Below are 16,221 nucleotides of genomic sequence, written 5' to 3' on the forward strand. Positions count from 1 at the left end.
CATGACTTTTGACTCCGCAAACGCGCCCAAGCCGTTGTCCGTCGTCCTTGCCGGCGGCGGGACAGCCGGTCACGTCAGCCCGCTGTTGGCGATTGCCGACGCCATCAAGGACAAACGTCCGGAGGCCGCCATCCTGGCTGTAGGGACGCCGTCGGGCATGGAAACCCGTCTCGTCCCGGCGGCCGGGTACCAGCTCGCAACCATCGACCGTGTTCCCTTTCCGCGGCGGCCGTCAGCGGACCTCCTGAAGCTGCCCGCCCGCTTGAGCGGCGCGGTCCGGCAGGCCCGGCACATTTTGGAGGCCTCCGGCGCGGATGTTCTGGTGGGTGTGGGCGGGTACGTCTGCACGCCCATGTACCTTGCTGCACGCAAACTCCGGATCCCCATCGTCATCCACGAGGCCAACATGAAGGCCGGCCTGGCTAATCGCGTCGGCGCCCGGTTCAGCAAGCATGTTGCCGTGGCATTTGCCGGGACGCGCTTGAGGGGGGCCCGCCACGTGGGAATGCCCATGCGCCGGGCTATCTCGCAAGTGGACAGGGCTGTTGCGGCGCCTGCGGCAAAGGCCGCGCTGGGGCTTGATGCCCACCGTCCGGCCTTGATCGTCACAGGCGGCTCCTCAGGGGCGTTGAGCATCAATCGTGCCATCACCGCAGCTCTCCCCGCACTGGCCGCTGCCGGTATTCAGACCCTCCACATCACGGGCAAAGGCAAAGCCGTCAAGGATGACGACGGCGGACTCCTCGCCGCCGACGGCTACAGGCAGGTTGAGTACGTGGACGGCATGGAGAACGTCTACGCCGCTGCCGACGTCATTCTGGCCCGTGCCGGTGCCGGCACCGTCAGCGAGGTAGCGGCTGTGGGAGTCCCCGCAGTGTTCGTGCCCTTGCCCATCGGGAACGGAGAGCAGGCACTGAACGCCGCCCCCTTGGTTGCCGCAGGCGGTGCACTGATGATCGATGACAAGGATCTCAGCCCGGAGTGGCTCCGGACCGAACTGATTCCGCTGCTGACAAACCGCAGCAAACTCAATGACATGGCTCGGAAATCCGAAGCACTTGGTATCAGAAACGCCGATCAGCGGATGGCTGATCTTGTCTTGGAAGCGGTATCCGCATGACCACCAGCATCGCCCGGCTCGAGTCCCTCGGACGCGTCCACTTCATTGGAATCGGCGGAGTGGGAATGTCCGCCGTCGCGCGCATTATGGTGGCGCGGGGCATCCCCGTCAGCGGCAGCGATGTCAAAGACCTGCCCGTGATGCGTGACCTCGCCGTGGCAGGTGCGCGTATTGCGGTCGGCTACGACGCCGGAAACCTGGGCGATGCCCAGACGGTCGTGGCTGGTTCAGCCATACGGGACGACAACCCGGAGTTGGTGGCGGCGCGTCAGACCGGGTTGCCCGTGCTTCACCGTTCGGAAGCTTTGGCCGCCACCATGGCCGGGCACCGGGTTGTCACCGTGGCAGGTACCCACGGCAAATCCACTACTACGTCGATGGTTGCGGTACTCCTCAAGGAAGCCGGTCTGGATCCCTCCTTCGCGATCGGCGCGAACGTGCCGGCACTGGGCGTCAACGCAGCCCACGGTGAATCCGATATTTTCGTGGCAGAGGCCGATGAGTCGGATGGGTCATTCCTCAACTACCGTCCGTTGATTGCGGTGGTTACCAATGTCGAAGCGGATCACTTGGATCACTACGGAACACCGGAGGCCGTCTTCGCGTCCTTTGATGAGTTCGCCGCGCTCCTGCCTGCCAACGGCGTCCTGCTGGCTTGCGCCGACGACGCCGGTGCCCTGGCCTTGGCGGAACGGACAGCCTCAAAGGGGATAACGCGCGTCCTGACGTACGGAACATCATCTGCTGCCGATGTCCGGCTTCATGACGGCGGTCCGGGCGATGTATCCGTTGCCCTGGGCGGAGCCGTCCATAGCCTTGAGCTGAAGGTGCCGGGACGGCACAACGCCCTGAACGCCGCAGCGGCGTTCGCAGTCGCCGTCGAACTCGGCGTGGAACCGGGCGCTGCCGCGGCTGCACTGGGCCTCTTTACCGGTGCTTCACGTCGCTTTGAGTTCAAAGGCCAGGGCAGGGGAGTGCGGGTCTATGACGACTACGCCCACCATCCCACCGAGGTCCGCGCAGCATTATCGGCAGCGCGCTCAGTGGCAGCCGGCAAGAAGGTGCACGTCCTTTTCCAGCCGCACCTGTTTTCGCGGACCCGTGAGTTCGCCACGGAGTTCGCCGCTGCTTTGGACATGGCGGACACCGCATTGATTTTGGACATCTATCCTGCCCGCGAAGATCCCATCCCGGGGGTCACGAGCACGCTGATCACCGATCACTTGGTGAACGGCCGGCTCGTTTCAGCCGGTGAAGCCGTGGACGCCGTGGTGGACGCTGCAAGCGACGGCGACGTGGTCCTGACGGTCGGGGCCGGAGACGTCACTGCCTACGGGCCTGCCATCGTGGCGGCATTGGATGGCTAACACCCGGAAACCCACCTTCAAACCGGCCACGGAGCCGCGCCCCGGCAAGGCGGAGAGGTCCGGAGGTGACCCAATGGAGGTCATCAGTGCACAACGATCTGTTGACACTGACCTCAAGGCCCCGGTGGCGTCGGGTCGCCCCTCGAAGCCTGGCGGTGCCGCGAAGGCCGGCAAGGCGCCAGGGACTGACAACGTCATTGCTTTTCCTGAGCCCAGGAACCGACGTCAGCGGAGACTGGTGCTCTGGACGCTCTCGATGGTGGCTTTGGTGGTCGGATCCTTGATCGCAGGGGCCATCTTTTCTCCCGTGTTGGCAGTGCGCACCATAACCGTGGACGGAACATCGCTTGTGACGCCGGATGCGGTGCAAAAGGCGCTGTCAGGCTTGGAAGGCAAGCCGTTGCCGCAAGTCAGCGAACAGGAGATCAACGAGCTCCTGAAACCACTTGTCCAGGTCCGTTCGGCAACCATGGAAGCACGGCCGCCGTCAGAGTTGCTGGTGCACGTGGACGAGCGCGTTCCTGTGGCACTGCTCAAGCAGGGTGACAGCTACGTGATGGTGGATGTAGATGGCGTTCAACTCGGAGCGACGCAGGATTTGGCCGCTGTAGCCCTGCCGTTGATCGACGCTGGCGTGGGCACCACCAACACGGAGTTGTTCAAGGCGATTGCCGCTGTTCTGGACACCTTGCCCGCGGACATCCTTGCCAGGATGTCTACCGCCTCTGCAGCCTCGCCCGACGCCGTTGAGCTGAAACTGGTGGACGGAAAGACGGTAGTCTGGGGCAATGCCGAGGACAGGGAACTGAAGGCCAAAGCACTCGAGGCGTTGCTGAGGATGCCGGCGGACCCAAAGGTCCCGGTCAGTATCTACGACGTCAGTGTTCCCCGGCATCCATTCACAAAATAGGCAGTATTGAGAACGTAACCTGCGGGCCGGCGGTGGCCTTATTTCACGGCAATCACACGACACGCGCAAGCGGAGATTGCATGTGGGAACCAGAGGAAATACCGTCGCAGTAGAGTTACTTGACATAACTATAACCTTCAACTAGAGGGTTAAGGTCCAAGGATTCAAGTTGGACTCGATCAGTTTCGCTATAGGACACAAGCAAGGGGCACGAAACGTGGCAGCACCGCAGAATTACTTGGCCGTCATCAAGGTCGTCGGCATCGGCGGCGGTGGCGTGAACGCAGTCAACCGTATGATCGAGGTCGGCCTTCGGGGCGTCGAGTTCATCGCCATCAACACCGACGCGCAGGCGCTGCTCATGAGCGACGCCGACGTCAAGCTCGACGTCGGACGTGAGCTCACCCGTGGCTTGGGTGCAGGAGCGAACCCGGAGGTCGGAAAGCAGGCAGCAGAAGACCACGCCGACGAGATCGAAGAAGTTCTCCGCGGTGCTGACGTGGTCTTCGTCACGGCAGGCGAGGGCGGTGGCACCGGTACCGGTGGTGCTCCCGTGGTCGCGCGCATCGCCCGCTCCCTCGGTGCGCTGACCATCGGCGTCGTGACCCGACCCTTCACCTTCGAAGGCCGGCGCCGTGCAGGCTCTGCCGAGGCTGGAATTGACGCCCTCCGCGACGAAGTCGACACCCTGATTGTGATCCCGAACGATCGCCTTCTGTCCATCAGCGACCGCAATGTCTCCGTCCTGGACGCCTTCCGCTCTGCGGACCAGGTACTCCTGTCCGGTGTCCAAGGCATCACTGACCTCATTACCACTCCCGGCCTGATCAACCTTGACTTTGCTGACGTCAAGTCAGTCATGCAGGGCGCGGGGTCTGCCCTCATGGGCATCGGTTCCGCCCGTGGTGAAGACCGAGCCGTCAAGGCTGCGGAACTGGCCATCGCCTCGCCGCTCCTGGAGGCCTCCATTGACGGCGCCCACGGTGTCCTGCTGTCCATTCAGGGCGGCTCCGATCTGGGCCTGTTCGAAATCAATGAAGCCGCGCGCCTGGTGCAGGAAGTGGCCCACCCTGAAGCGAACATCATCTTTGGTGCCGTCATTGACGACGCCTTGGGAGATGAGGCTCGCGTGACAGTCATCGCAGCGGGCTTCGACGACGTCAAAGCAACCTCGCCTTCCATGGATCAGTCCCGTCCGGCCCAGAACCCGGTGCCTTCGGAAAGGCCTGCTGCTCCGAGCAGTGCGCCGTCCAACGCTGCAGCCCCGCAGCACGCCACGGCAGGTATCGGTGCTGCAGGCCTGAGCAACTGGGGCCAGCAGCGTCCGTCGGCCTTGCCTGCGGACTCCGGCTTTGACGTCGACCTCCCTGCAGTTGTTGAACCCGACCTTTCGGGCAGCCGCTCCGATGATCTCGACGTTCCTGACTTCCTGAAGTAAGCCGCGGTTCGAAAGAGTCAGTACCAGGTGTTTTGGTGGCGAAATGAAGTACGACCCGGCGTTTCTGTAGCCTTCACGGATACAGGCGCCGGGAACCTGGCTCTCCACGTACAGGACGACCCCACGGAAGTGATGGTTCGTCGTGCCCGGGTGGAACACACTCTCGGCTTGCGCCCGGACGGTTCGCGTACGTGCCAGTTCCAGTACATGAACCAGGTCCATGGAAATCATGTGGAGTTCATTGCAGCTCATGGACCTGGACCAACCGCTGATGCCATGGTCTCCGCTGCCCCTGTACCGTCTGGACAGCATGCAGTCTCCCACCCGCCTGCAATCCCCGGGCGATCAGCACAGCCTTTGGCCGTGATGGTGGCCGATTGTGTCCCGGTTCTGCTGGTTGGTAGCGACTCCAACAACAGCCCCGTTCTGGCCGCTGCCCATGCCGGGCGTCCCGGGGTCGCTTCAGCCGTGGTGCCCGCTACTGTCGCTGAAATGCGGCGTCGGGGAGCTGTTGATATCAGCGCTTGGCTCGGACCGTCCATTTGTGGCTCGTGTTACGAGGTCCCCGAACAGCTGCGTGCCGAGGTGGCAGAAAAAATACCTGAAGCGTGGTCCTCCACATCGTGGGGTACACCTGCCCTTGACCTTCCGGCGGGTGTACGCGCGCAGTTGCACTCACTGGATGTCCCCGTGGAGTACTCGGGGGAATGCACCCGTGAAAACGACTCCCTTTTCTCTTACCGGCGGGACTCCCGGACCGGTCGATTTGCAGGTTTGGTGTGGACGCATGACTAGCCTCAAAGACGGCAACCAACAACGGGAAGAATCATCAAGTGATCCCCGCACGGCTGAGCTGTCGGCCCGGCTGGAGGTGGTGCGGCAGCGGATTGACGTCGCTACCCGCACTGCAGGACGGCTTGACCTGCCGCGGTTGGTGGTGGTGACTAAATTCCATCCGGCGGCCGATGTTCGCCGCCTGGTGACACTTGGTGTCGAGGATGTCGGCGAGAACCGCGACCAGGAAGCGGCCTCCAAGACTGCTGAACTCTCCGGGATTGACGTCCGATGGCATTTCATCGGCCAGCTTCAGAGCAATAAGGCAAAGTCGGTGGTCAAGTATGCTGCTTCGGTCCAGTCTGTTGACCGCGTGCAGCTGGTTGATGCTCTGGCCAAGGCCGTCGCCAGGGAGAAGGATGCCACGGGGCGAAGCGATCTTGACTGTTTCATCCAAGTCAGCCTGGATGACGACGCCGGCGCACACCGGGGCGGCGCCACGCCCTCCGATGTTGAGATGCTCGCGGAAAAAATCGAGGTGGCGGACGGTCTGGTGTTGTCCGGACTGATGGCCGTGGCGCCTTTGGGGGCTGATCCGAATGTGGCATTCGAGCGACTCGCGGGGATTTCCAAAGCGCTCTGCGCAGTGCATCCGGCCGCAACCGGTATATCCGCCGGCATGAGTCAGGACTTGGAAGCCGCCGTGAAGTTCGGAGCGACACACCTGAGAATTGGCTCCGATATTCTCGGTTCCCGTCCGGCCGTGGGGTAGCGTCAAAGTATTGGAATGACGGGCCGGGGTTCCAATATGTCAAGTCATGGCGGCCCGCCTACTGCAGAAACGATAGGAGTGCACCATGGCTGGCGCTCTGCGCAAGACAATGATCTATCTTGGGCTCGCCGACGGCGATGAACACTACGAATCTGAGCAGTCCGTCGCCACGCAGCACGATGAAGAACGCCCCCAGGCACAGGAACGGGAAGAGCGCCGTGCGCCCGCTCCCGTCCGGGAAGTTGTCCGTGAAATGCCCACTGTAGATGCCGAAGAGGAATACCGCGCACCCGTGACACCCATCAAGCGTGCGGCATCCAGCCGCGAAGATGCCTCGGGCCTGAGGCAGATCACCACCGTCCATCCTCGTTCGTACAACGACGCAAAGGTCATTGGCGAGAGCTTCCGGGATGGCATTCCGGTCATCATGAATGTCACTGACATGGGTGAGTCCGATGCCAAGCGGCTTGTGGACTTCTCCGCCGGCCTCGTCTTTGGCTTGCACGGCAGCATCGAGCGGGTGACCAACAAGGTCTTCCTGTTGTCGCCGTCGTACGTTGAGGTCATCGGGGATGACAAAAAGGCCAGCGAAACGCAGGCCAGCTTCTTCAACCAGAGCTGACAACAGTCTTTTGCGGATGCCAGGCGGGTCAACCCGCCTGGCATCTGTGTTGCAATAGTAGGGACCGATCGGCATTCCGGAACAAGTGGGAGATCTGAGCTAACTCGTGGGCATTGTTTTCGGCCTTATCTATATTGTGTTGTTGCTGTTCTTCATCGCCCTGATCATCCGACTCATCTTCGAATGGGTCCAGATGTTTGCCCGCCAGTGGCGGCCCAGGGGTGTGGCGTTGGTTACAGCCCATGTGGTCTACTCCGTCACTGATCCTCCCCTTAGCAGGCTCAGGAAGCTGATCCCGCCCCTCCAACTTGGCGGAATCTCCTTGGATCTTGGGTTCTTGATCCTGATTATTGCCGTCAGCATAGCCATGGCAGTGACCAACAGCCTGGCGTAGTTGCTCCGCGGAACCCGGGCCACCGATGGTCCATAGGCCGCAAATTCTCCAAATCAACACGATGGTGTTGAATTGGAGGAACAAGATGATATTTAGGTACCGTAGTTTTGAACGGCCGGAAGGCCTACTGACTAACTAGACCAACGAGGTGACCAGATGGCTTTGACGCCAGAAGACGTTGTCAACAAGCGCTTTCAGCCGACCAAGTTCCGCGAAGGCTACGACCAGGACGAGGTTGACGACTTCCTCGACGAGATCGTGGTGGAACTTCGCCGCTTGAACCAGGAAAACGACGAACTTCGCAAGAAGCTCGGCGAGGCCGGTTCGGCCGTTCCCGCTGCAACTGCTGCGGCTCCGGTCGTCGAGAAGGTTCCGGCCCCGGTCAAGGTTGACAAGGAAGCTGAGGCGAAGGCGGAAGCCGAAGCCAAGGCCGCAGAAGATGCCAAGAAGAAGGAAGCCGAGAAGGCAGCAGCCGCTGCTGCAGCTCCGAAGGCACCTGCTGCAAGCAATGGCGTCACCACGTCCGCTGAGTCCGCTGCAGGTCTGCTGGCCATGGCGCAGCAGATGCACGACAAGCACGTTTCCGACGGTGCGCAGCAGAAGGAAAAGATCATTGCCGAGGCTCAGATCGAGGCTTCCAGCCTCGTCAACGACGCCCAGGAGAAGTCCCGCAAGATCCTTGGTGCCCTTGAGCAGCAGCGCTCCGTTCTTGAGCGTAAGGTTGAGCAGCTCCGTGGTTTCGAGCGCGACTACCGTTCACGCCTGAAGGCTTACATCGAAGGTCAGCTCCGCGACCTTGACGCCCGTGGTTCCGTCGCTGCCCCTGAGGTTGGCGAAGCAACCGCTGACGTTTAGCAAGTATTCTGAAAGCCGGTGGCTGAGGACTCCTCGGCCGCCGGCTTTCTCTGTTAAGAGACCGACAGCAGCCCGCACGCTTCCCGAATGAAAGCACTATGACCGACGACTTCACCGCTGAGGCCACACAGCCGACGCCTGCCGGACGCCGTAAGTGGCGTCCTGCCATGCTCTGGCTTTTTGCCGGCTTCGCCGTGTTCGCCTACGTTTTTGACCAACTCACCAAACTTTGGGTCACCAGCACCATGACGGAGGGTGAGCGCATTCCGGTGCTGCCTCCGCTGCTGCACTGGTACTACATCCGCAACTCCGGGGCGGCATTTTCCATCGGCGAGAATGTGACGTGGGTTTTCACGATCGTCATGGCTGTGGTCTCTGTGGCGATTCTCTTTCAGCTGCGAAAGGTGGGCTCGGTCTGGTGGGCGCTATCCCTGGGACTGCTCTTTGGCGGTGCCCTCGGCAACCTGACCGACCGCTTGTTCCGCGAGCCGTCTTTCGCCATGGGACATGTGGTGGATTTCATTCAGCTGCCGAACTTCGCCATCTTCAACATCGCAGACTCGGCGGTGGTGTCCGGCGTCGTCATTATCTGCCTCCTGACCTTGCGGGGGGTTGGCATGGACGGAACCCGTCATGTGGCAGCGCCAAAGCCGGCCAAAGATGCCAAATCCGCCGGCGGCACCAACGGGGAGCCCGCTGGTGAGTAAATCCATAGTGGTTCCCGAGGAGCTGGCCGGGGCGCGAGTTGATGCCGGACTGGCACAGCTTCTGGACATTTCCCGCTCTGCTGCCGCGCTGCTGATTTCAGAAGGAAACGTCACCAGCGGCGGAGTTGCGCTGGGTAAATCGGCGAAGCTCGTTGCCGGTACATTGCTTGATGTCACGGTTCCCGAGCGGCCGGATCCCCTGGAAGTCGTGGAGGAAGTTGTGGAAGGCCTGAAGATCCTGTTGGACGACGACGAATTCGTTGTCATCGACAAACCGGTGGGGGTCGCAGCCCACCCTTCACCAGGCTGGGTGGGCCCCACAGTAGTGGGAGGCCTTGCCGGAGCAGGTTACAGGATTTCTACGTCGGGAGCGCCCGAGCGTGCGGGGATTGTTCACCGGCTGGATGTGGGGACATCCGGTGTCATGGTGGTGGCTAAGACCGAGAACGCTTACACGGTGCTGAAGAAGGCCTTCAAGGAACGCACCGTGGACAAGGTGTATCACGCAGTTGTTCAGGGACTGCCCGATCCTCTTCAGGGGACCATTGACGCCCCCATCGGACGGCATCCCGGCCACGACTGGCGGTTCGCCGTCATCGAGGACGGCCGACCCTCAGTGACCCACTATGAGGTCCTGGAAGCTTTTGGTAAGGCGACCCTGGTGGAAGTGCATCTGGAAACGGGGCGCACCCACCAGATCCGCGTCCACTTCTCAGCGCTGCGGCATCCTTGTGCCGGCGACCTCACCTACGGAGCGGACCCCCGCCTGGCTGCCACCCTTGGTCTCACCCGTCAGTGGCTGCACGCCCGTCAACTTGGATTTACCCATCCCCGCTCCGGCGATTGGGTGGAAGTCAGCAGCGAATATCCGGCGGACCTCCAGTACGCTCTGGATCTGCTGGCCACTGGCTCCGCATAGACGGATTTCACTGCCCGGGTCCGATTTCTGTATGACACGGGACGGTAGACTGTCGTGGTGACTTCCAGCAATGATTCGTTTGTCCACCTGCACACCCACACTGAGTACTCCATGCTGGATGGAGCTGCCCGGCTCGGTGAGCTTTTCGATGAAACCGAACGGCTGGGCATGCCGGCCCTGGCCACGACTGACCACGGATATTTGTTCGGGGCGTTCGACTTCTGGCGCAAAGCCACAGACAAGGGCATCAAGCCGATCATCGGCGTCGAAGCCTATGTAACACCCGGCACCGCCCGCGGGGACAAGGAGCGTGTGCGCTGGGGCGACGAAAGCCAGCGTAAGGACGATGTCTCCGGCGGTGGCTCGTACACCCATATGACGCTGCTGAGCTACAACAACGTGGGCATGAGGAACCTCTTCAGGGCTTCTTCGATTGCTTCCCTGGACTCTGTCTTTGGTAAGTGGCCGCGGCTGGACCGGGAACTGCTCAACACCTACTCCGAAGGCCTGATCGCCACCACCGGATGCCCGTCCGGAGAGGTCCAGACCAAGTTGCGCCTGGGGCAGTACCGCGAAGCCGTGGAGGCTGCAGCAGAGTTCCGCGACATCTTCGGAGCGGAGAACTATTTCTGCGAACTGATGGACCACGGGCTGGACATTGAACGGCGCGTCACCGGCGACCTCCTGCGCTTGGCCAAGGAACTCAACCTGCCACTCGTGGCCACCAATGACCTCCATTACACCCATGAGCACGATGCCAAGGCCCATGAAGCGTTGCTGGCGATTCAGTCCGGTTCCACGCTCCTGGAACCGACGTACGATAACGGCGGTTCCCGCTTTGCGTTCTCCGGTAGTGGCTATTATCTGAAATCTCCGCAGGAAATGCGGGAATTGTTCCGCGATCACCCTGAAGCCTGCGACAACACGCTGCTCATCGCCGAGCGTTGCGAAGTTTCCTTCAACACCGGCGCCAACTACATGCCGCGCTTCCCTTGTCCTCCCGGTGAAGACGAGACCTCCTGGTTGGTCAAGGAAGTGGACGCCGGTCTGAAGTACCGCTATCCCCAGGGCATTCCGGACAAGGTCCGCAAGCAAGCTGACTATGAGCTCGGTGTCATCACCTCCATGGGATTCCCCGGGTACTTCCTGGTGGTTGCCGACTTCATCAACTGGGCCAAGAACAATGGCATCCGGGTAGGTCCCGGCCGTGGTTCCGGTGCAGGATCCATGGTGGCCTACGCCATGCGCATCACCGACCTCGACCCGCTGCAGCACGGCCTGATCTTTGAACGCTTCCTCAACCCGGACCGCGTTTCCATGCCTGACTTCGACGTCGACTTCGATGATCGCCGCCGCTCCGAGGTGATCGACTACGTCACCAAGAAGTACGGCGACGAGCGCGTTGCCATGATCGTCACGTACGGAACCATCAAGACCAAGCAGGCGCTCAAGGACTCTTCCCGTGTGCTCGGCTATCCGTTCAGCATGGGCGAGACACTCACCAAGGCCCTTCCGCCTGCCGTCATGGCCAAGGACATTCCGCTGGCCGACATCCAGAACCCGGAGTCCAAGCGCTACAGCGAGGCAGGGGACTTCCGCCAGCTGATCGCTACCGATCCCGAGGCCGCCAAGGTCTTCGAGACCGCGCTGGGCATCGAGGGCCTGAAACGCCAGTGGGGTGTTCACGCCGCCGGCGTCATCATGTCCTCGGACCCCATCATCGACGTCATCCCCATCATGCGCCGTTTCCAGGACGGCCAAGTCATCACCCAGTTCGACTATCCGACCTCCGAGGGCCTCGGACTGATCAAGATGGACTTCCTGGGCCTGAGGAACCTGACGATCATTTCCGATGCCCTGGAAAACATCAAGATGAACCGCGGCGTTGACCTGGACCTGGAAAACCTGGAACTCGATGACGCTCCGTCCTACGAGCTCCTGGCCCGCGGTGACACCCTTGGTGTGTTCCAGCTCGACGGTGGACCCATGCGGTCCCTGCTCAAGCTGATGAAGCCTGACAACTTCGAAGATATCTCCGCAGTCCTTGCGCTGTACCGGCCTGGTCCCATGGGTGCCAACGCCCACACCGACTATGCTCTGCGCAAGAACGGGATTCAGGAAGTAATCCCCATCCACCCGGAACTGGAAGAACCGCTCAAGGAAATCCTGGGTGGAACCTTTGGCCTGATCGTGTACCAGGAACAGGTCATGGCTGTGGCGCAGAAGCTGGCCGGCTACTCTCTCGGCCAAGCAGACATCCTCCGTCGTGCCATGGGCAAGAAGAAGAAGTCCGAGCTGGACAAGCAGTTCGCCGGCTTCTCCCAAGGTATGCAGGACAACGGCTACTCCATGGCCGCTGTCAAGACGCTCTGGGACATTCTGCTCCCGTTCTCCGACTACGCCTTCAACAAGGCCCACTCGGCCGCGTACGGCGTGATCTCCTACTGGACGGCCTACCTGAAGGCGCACTACGCGCCGGAGTACATGGCGGCACTTCTGACGTCGGTGGGTGATGACAAGGACAAATCCGCCATCTACCTCAACGAGTGTCGTCGAATGGGCATCACGGTCCTGCCGCCGGATGTCAACGAATCATCGCTGAACTTCACCCCTGTGGGCACGGACATCCGCTTCGGTATGGGCGCCATTCGCAACGTGGGTGTCAACGTGGTGGATGCCATGGTGGCCGCCCGCACTTCCGAAGGAAAGTACACGTCCTTCAAGGACTTCCTCCTGAAGGTGCCGGCCGTGGTGTGCAACAAGCGCACCATCGAATCGCTGATCAAAGCCGGGGCCTTCGACTCGCTCGGCCATCACCGGCGGGCTCTGGCGATGATCCATGAAGAAGCCATAGATTCCGTGATCACGCTCAAGCGCAATGAGGCCATTGGCCAGTTCGATCTTTTCGCCGGCTTTGAAGACCAGGAGCCCGAGGCGTCGCTGACAACGGAAATCCCGGATCTGCCCGAGTGGGAAAAGAAGGACAAGCTGTCCTTCGAACGGGACATGCTGGGCCTTTATGTCTCAGACCATCCCCTGCAGGGATTGGAGGGCGTCCTCAGCCAGCACGCGGAACAGTCCATCACCTCGATCATCGCTGAGGACGGACCGCACGACGGCGCCATTGTCACCATTGCGGGCATGATCACCTCGCTGAGCCGCAGGATCGCCAAGGCCAGCGGAAACGCGTACGCCCGGGCAGAGATCGAGGACCTCGGCGCTTCCATGGAGGTCATGTTCTTCGGCCAGGTGTACGGGCCCATTGCCTCGGTCCTGGCCGAGGACTTGATTGTTGTTGTCAAGGGACGGTTGCAGCGCCGCGATGACGGTGCGGTCACCCTGAATTGCATGGAGCTTTCCGTCCCGGACCTCAGCGAAAGCGTGAACGGTCCGGTGGTTATCACCATTCCTACGTTCAAGGCCACCGAAGCAGTTGTGACAGACCTGCGGGATGTGCTGCGCACTCACCGCGGAAACTCGGAAGTCCGTCTCAAACTGATGGGCGATACGAAGGTAGAGGTTATGGGCTTGCCGGTCCATATGAGGGTTAACCCCAGCCCATCACTGTTCGGGGACCTCAAGGTGCTGCTGGGTCCGGCCTGCCTGGACAACTGATACACCTGCGCAACTGATACACCTGGATAACTGATACAGAGGTCCTGGCAAGGCTGGCCGCCGCAGGAATCCTCAGCCCTTAGATTTCGTAGTCGAGCGGGGCGGGCTTGCTGTAGGCGCCGCCGTGGTAGAGCAGGGGAGTGCCGTCCTGGCCCACTTGCCCATCAACCACCTCCACCACCACTACTGCGTTGTTCTCGAAGGACAGGCGCATTTGGATTCTGCCCACGAGCCAGCCGCTGACGTCCTTGAGAATGGGGACGTCGTGGGGGCCCGGCTCCCAGTGGTCGCCGTCGAACCGATCGCGGGTCCGGGCGAAGCGATTGGCGAGGGCTTGGTTTTCCAGCCCCAACATGTGAACTCCGATGTACTCCGCGTTGGCCACAGCCGGCCAGGAACTGGAGCTTCTGGCCATATTGAAGGTGAAGCGGGGCGGTTCGGCTGACAGGGAGGCCACGGACGTGGCAGTGAATCCAAACGGGCTTCCGTTCAGGTTCGCCGTGATGATTGCCACTCCGGCGGCATGCCGACGGAACATTTCCCGGAAGGTCTGATCGTAGCCGGATGGTTCGCTGGACACGTGGGTGTTCTCCTGGGCTGTGGCGGTGGTACTTCTCACCTTCAGGGTATTCCTCCCATCCGGCGAGCCCCACATTTTGTTGGGTAGGCGTGAGCCTTTGTTAAGGTGAGTTGCATGACCGAGCCCACCGCGCACGTCCCACCCGTTTCAGAACCGTTGCCCGCCACGAAACCCCGGCGGCCGAAGGATGTGCTGTGGCTGGTACTTCCGGCTGCTTTGGGCGTGGTGGCCGGGGTGGTCTGGTGGCTGTTGGCTCCGGGCGGGTTGAACCTGGTCTCGGGCAATCCGGATCTGGCCAATGCGGCCAATCCTGATTCCTGGCTTCCGCGGGACTTGGTCCTCGGAGCCCTGATGTTGCTGGCAGGCTGCCTCACCGGCGTCATGCTTGACGGGAAGCTGCAGGGGGAGGGTTCGGGCAGACGCTTGACCTTTGCCCTTGTTGGCGGTGCTTTAGGGGCTCTTATCGCCTGGTTGGTCGGGCTACTGACGGGCCAGCTACTGGGTCCGGCCCCGGATCCGGCACTTGGCTCCGGGTTTGGTTTCACGCTTCGCTCCTATGCTGTGCTGGTCCTGTGGCCTGCTGCCATTGCCTTCATCACGTTCGTCCTGGCCCTGTTCGGGGTTCTGTCAAAGAAGCCCGTAAAATAGCCGGGTGACCACTTCTCCGGATACTTCCGCCCCTTCCACTGACGCCCTTGCCTTTCGGAGCATCGATTTCCGGGGCCGCCACCTCTCCCTGGCGGAGCTGCGTGCAGCGGTTCCCAGGGCGCAGCATCAGACCATGGCGGATGCGGAGCAGAAGGTCCTAAACATCATTTCCGATGTCCGAAGCCGTGGCTTTGCCGCCTTGGGTGAACTGGCCAGGAAATTCGACGGTGTGGAACAGTCCCACCCGCGGGTCCCGGCAGAGGCGCTCTCCAAGGCCCTGAACGAACTTGATCCGAAGGTTCGGGCCGCCTTGGAAGAATCCATCAACCGTGCACGGCAGTTTGCTGACCAGCAGCGCCCTGCCAACGTTGACGTTCAGCTTGGCGACGGCGCTGTTGTCAGCCAGAACTGGATTCCGGTGGGGCGCGTAGGGCTGTACGTTCCCGGCGGACTGGCCCCTCTGGCGTCATCGGTGATCATGAACGTGGTCCCCGCGGTTGCGGCGGGCGTCGAGTCCATTGCATTGGCATCCCCGCCGCAGAAAGACTTCGATGGACTTCCGCACCCCACCATCCTGGCCGCCGCGAAGCTCCTGGGCATCGATGAGGTCTACGCCATCGGTGGTGCACAGGCAATTGTTTCGTTTGCTTACGGCGTTCCGGGTACCGGAGGCGAGTTGCCCATTGAGCCCGTTGACGTGGTCACTGGACCCGGCAACATCTTTGTGGCCACAGCCAAGCGGCTCGTGAAGGGCGTGGTGGGCATTGACTCGGAGGCCGGAACTACCGAGATCGCCATCCTCGCCGACTCCACTGCGCAGGCCCCCTTGGTGGCCGCTGATCTCATTAGCCAGGCCGAGCATGATCCCAAAGCAGCTTCCGTCCTGGTGACGGACTCCCCGGAGCTGGCCGACGCCGTCGTGCGTGAACTGGCCCGGCAAGCCTCTGCAACCAAGCACAGTTCCCGGGTCCTCGAGGCGTTGTCCGGACCGCAGTCCGGTGTGGTGCTGGTGGACGATCTTGAGCAGGGGATCGCAGTCTGCAACGCGTACGCCGCTGAGCACCTGGAAATCATGACGGCAGATGCGGCGGCAGTCGCATCGCGGATCCGTAACGCGGGGGCGATCTTCGTGGGCGACTTCAGCCCGGTAAGCCTGGGGGACTATTGCGCCGGTTCCAATCACGTACTGCCCACCAGCGGGACGGCGGCTTTCTCATCAGGACTCAATGTCACGACGTTCCTCCGTGCAGTTCAGGTCATCAATTATGACCGCGCCGCACTGGAGCAGGTCAGCGGACATATTGTGAGCTTGTCAGGTGCCGAAGACCTTCCCGGCCACGGAGACGCCGTCCGGATCCGCTTCACTGAGGGGTCGTAAGCAGTCCTGAGAAGTCCTGAGAAGTCCTGACCAGCACCTAACTGACCACTACATATATGGGTACCCTGTACTACATGTAGTAGTTACACGCTTGTCATTACGGTGGGGCGGCCCGTAAACTG

General features: G+C 61.6%; 15 protein-coding genes. 14 read left to right on the top strand and 1 reads right to left on the bottom strand.

Features of this window, described 5'->3' with window-relative positions; all coding sequences use genetic code 11:
• Nucleotide 1 precedes the first annotated feature (1 nt).
• From murG to dnaE, 12 genes are all read left to right on the top strand, one after another.
• Nucleotides 2–1,120, top strand: a complete 1,119-nt coding sequence (murG, locus tag MOD31_RS13645; RefSeq protein WP_142939527.1) for an undecaprenyldiphospho-muramoylpentapeptide beta-N-acetylglucosaminyltransferase — start codon at nucleotides 2–4, stop codon at nucleotides 1,118–1,120.
• On the top strand, nucleotides 1,117–2,487 hold the full coding sequence (gene murC / locus MOD31_RS13650; protein ID WP_250820918.1) for a UDP-N-acetylmuramate--L-alanine ligase: 1,371 nt from the start codon (nucleotides 1,117–1,119) through the stop codon (nucleotides 2,485–2,487). Before murG ends, murC begins: the two co-directional genes overlap by 4 nt.
• Entirely contained in the window at nucleotides 2,480–3,397 is a 918-nt protein-coding gene (locus MOD31_RS13655) for an FtsQ-type POTRA domain-containing protein (protein WP_142939525.1), read from the top strand. The genes murC and MOD31_RS13655 overlap by 8 nt, the downstream gene beginning before the upstream one ends.
• Nucleotides 3,398–3,614: 217 nt before the next feature.
• On the top strand, nucleotides 3,615–4,835 hold the full coding sequence (gene ftsZ, locus MOD31_RS13660) for a cell division protein FtsZ (protein ID WP_250820919.1): 1,221 nt from the start codon (nucleotides 3,615–3,617) through the stop codon (nucleotides 4,833–4,835).
• Nucleotides 4,836–4,862: 27 nt separating this feature from the next.
• Complete coding sequence (locus tag MOD31_RS13665) at nucleotides 4,863–5,630, top strand: polyphenol oxidase family protein (protein WP_223942289.1); 768 nt, start codon at nucleotides 4,863–4,865, stop codon at nucleotides 5,628–5,630.
• A complete protein-coding gene (locus tag MOD31_RS13670) occupies nucleotides 5,623–6,381 on the top strand; it encodes a YggS family pyridoxal phosphate-dependent enzyme (protein ID WP_250820920.1) in 759 nt (252 codons plus the stop codon). The genes MOD31_RS13665 and MOD31_RS13670 overlap by 8 nt, the downstream gene beginning before the upstream one ends.
• A gap of 85 nt (nucleotides 6,382–6,466) precedes the next feature.
• Nucleotides 6,467–7,003, top strand: coding sequence for a cell division protein SepF (locus MOD31_RS13675; RefSeq protein WP_142939522.1), 537 nt, complete (start codon nucleotides 6,467–6,469; stop codon nucleotides 7,001–7,003).
• A 106-nt stretch (nucleotides 7,004–7,109) separates the two neighbouring features.
• The gene (locus MOD31_RS13680) at nucleotides 7,110–7,397 is read left to right on the top strand and encodes a YggT family protein (protein ID WP_024820479.1); all 288 of its coding nucleotides are present in this window, start codon (nucleotides 7,110–7,112) and stop codon (nucleotides 7,395–7,397) included.
• A 156-nt stretch (nucleotides 7,398–7,553) separates the two neighbouring features.
• The gene (locus tag MOD31_RS13685; RefSeq protein ID WP_142939521.1) at nucleotides 7,554–8,252 is read left to right on the top strand and encodes a DivIVA domain-containing protein; all 699 of its coding nucleotides are present in this window, start codon (nucleotides 7,554–7,556) and stop codon (nucleotides 8,250–8,252) included.
• A 98-nt stretch (nucleotides 8,253–8,350) separates the two neighbouring features.
• Complete coding sequence (lspA, locus tag MOD31_RS13690) at nucleotides 8,351–8,959, top strand: signal peptidase II (RefSeq protein ID WP_142939520.1); 609 nt, start codon at nucleotides 8,351–8,353, stop codon at nucleotides 8,957–8,959.
• Nucleotides 8,952–9,878, top strand: coding sequence for an RluA family pseudouridine synthase (locus tag MOD31_RS13695; RefSeq protein WP_142939519.1), 927 nt, complete (start codon nucleotides 8,952–8,954; stop codon nucleotides 9,876–9,878). The genes lspA and MOD31_RS13695 overlap by 8 nt, the downstream gene beginning before the upstream one ends.
• A 57-nt stretch (nucleotides 9,879–9,935) precedes the next feature.
• Nucleotides 9,936–13,493, top strand: a complete 3,558-nt coding sequence (gene dnaE / locus MOD31_RS13700) for a DNA polymerase III subunit alpha (protein WP_142939518.1) — start codon at nucleotides 9,936–9,938, stop codon at nucleotides 13,491–13,493.
• Nucleotides 13,494–13,572: 79 nt separating this feature from the next.
• Here the strand turns inward: dnaE and MOD31_RS13705 are convergent, their stop codons facing one another.
• Entirely contained in the window at nucleotides 13,573–14,073 is a 501-nt protein-coding gene (locus tag MOD31_RS13705; RefSeq protein WP_142939576.1) for a flavin reductase family protein, read from the bottom strand.
• 114 nt (nucleotides 14,074–14,187) lie between these two features.
• Between MOD31_RS13705 and MOD31_RS13710 the strand changes: the two genes are divergently transcribed.
• A complete protein-coding gene (locus MOD31_RS13710; RefSeq protein WP_142939517.1) occupies nucleotides 14,188–14,721 on the top strand; it encodes a hypothetical protein in 534 nt (177 codons plus the stop codon).
• Between the two features lie 4 nt (nucleotides 14,722–14,725).
• Entirely contained in the window at nucleotides 14,726–16,099 is a 1,374-nt protein-coding gene (gene hisD, locus MOD31_RS13715) for a histidinol dehydrogenase (RefSeq protein WP_223942291.1), read from the top strand.
• Nucleotides 16,100–16,221 lie beyond the last annotated feature (122 nt).

Origin of the sequence: Paenarthrobacter sp. TYUT067 (assembly GCF_023656375.1) — a bacterium.
In the GTDB taxonomy this organism is placed as follows: domain Bacteria; phylum Actinomycetota; class Actinomycetes; order Actinomycetales; family Micrococcaceae; genus Arthrobacter.

Bases quoted from the DNA above. Each gene is read 5' to 3' on its own strand.
- murC (WP_250820918.1), top strand. From the start codon at position 1,117: ATGACCACCAGCATCGCCCGGCTCGAGTCCCTCGGACGCGTCCACTTC.
- MOD31_RS13685 (WP_142939521.1), top strand. From the start codon at position 7,554: ATGGCTTTGACGCCAGAAGACGTTGTCAACAAGCGCTTTCAGCCGACC.
- MOD31_RS13675 (WP_142939522.1), top strand. From the start codon at position 6,467: ATGGCTGGCGCTCTGCGCAAGACAATGATCTATCTTGGGCTCGCCGAC.
- lspA (WP_142939520.1), top strand. From the start codon at position 8,351: ATGACCGACGACTTCACCGCTGAGGCCACACAGCCGACGCCTGCCGGA.
- MOD31_RS13710 (WP_142939517.1), top strand. From the start codon at position 14,188: ATGACCGAGCCCACCGCGCACGTCCCACCCGTTTCAGAACCGTTGCCC.
- MOD31_RS13670 (WP_250820920.1), top strand. From the start codon at position 5,623: ATGACTAGCCTCAAAGACGGCAACCAACAACGGGAAGAATCATCAAGT.
- murG (WP_142939527.1), top strand. From the start codon at position 2: ATGACTTTTGACTCCGCAAACGCGCCCAAGCCGTTGTCCGTCGTCCTT.
- MOD31_RS13655 (WP_142939525.1), top strand. From the start codon at position 2,480: ATGGCTAACACCCGGAAACCCACCTTCAAACCGGCCACGGAGCCGCGC.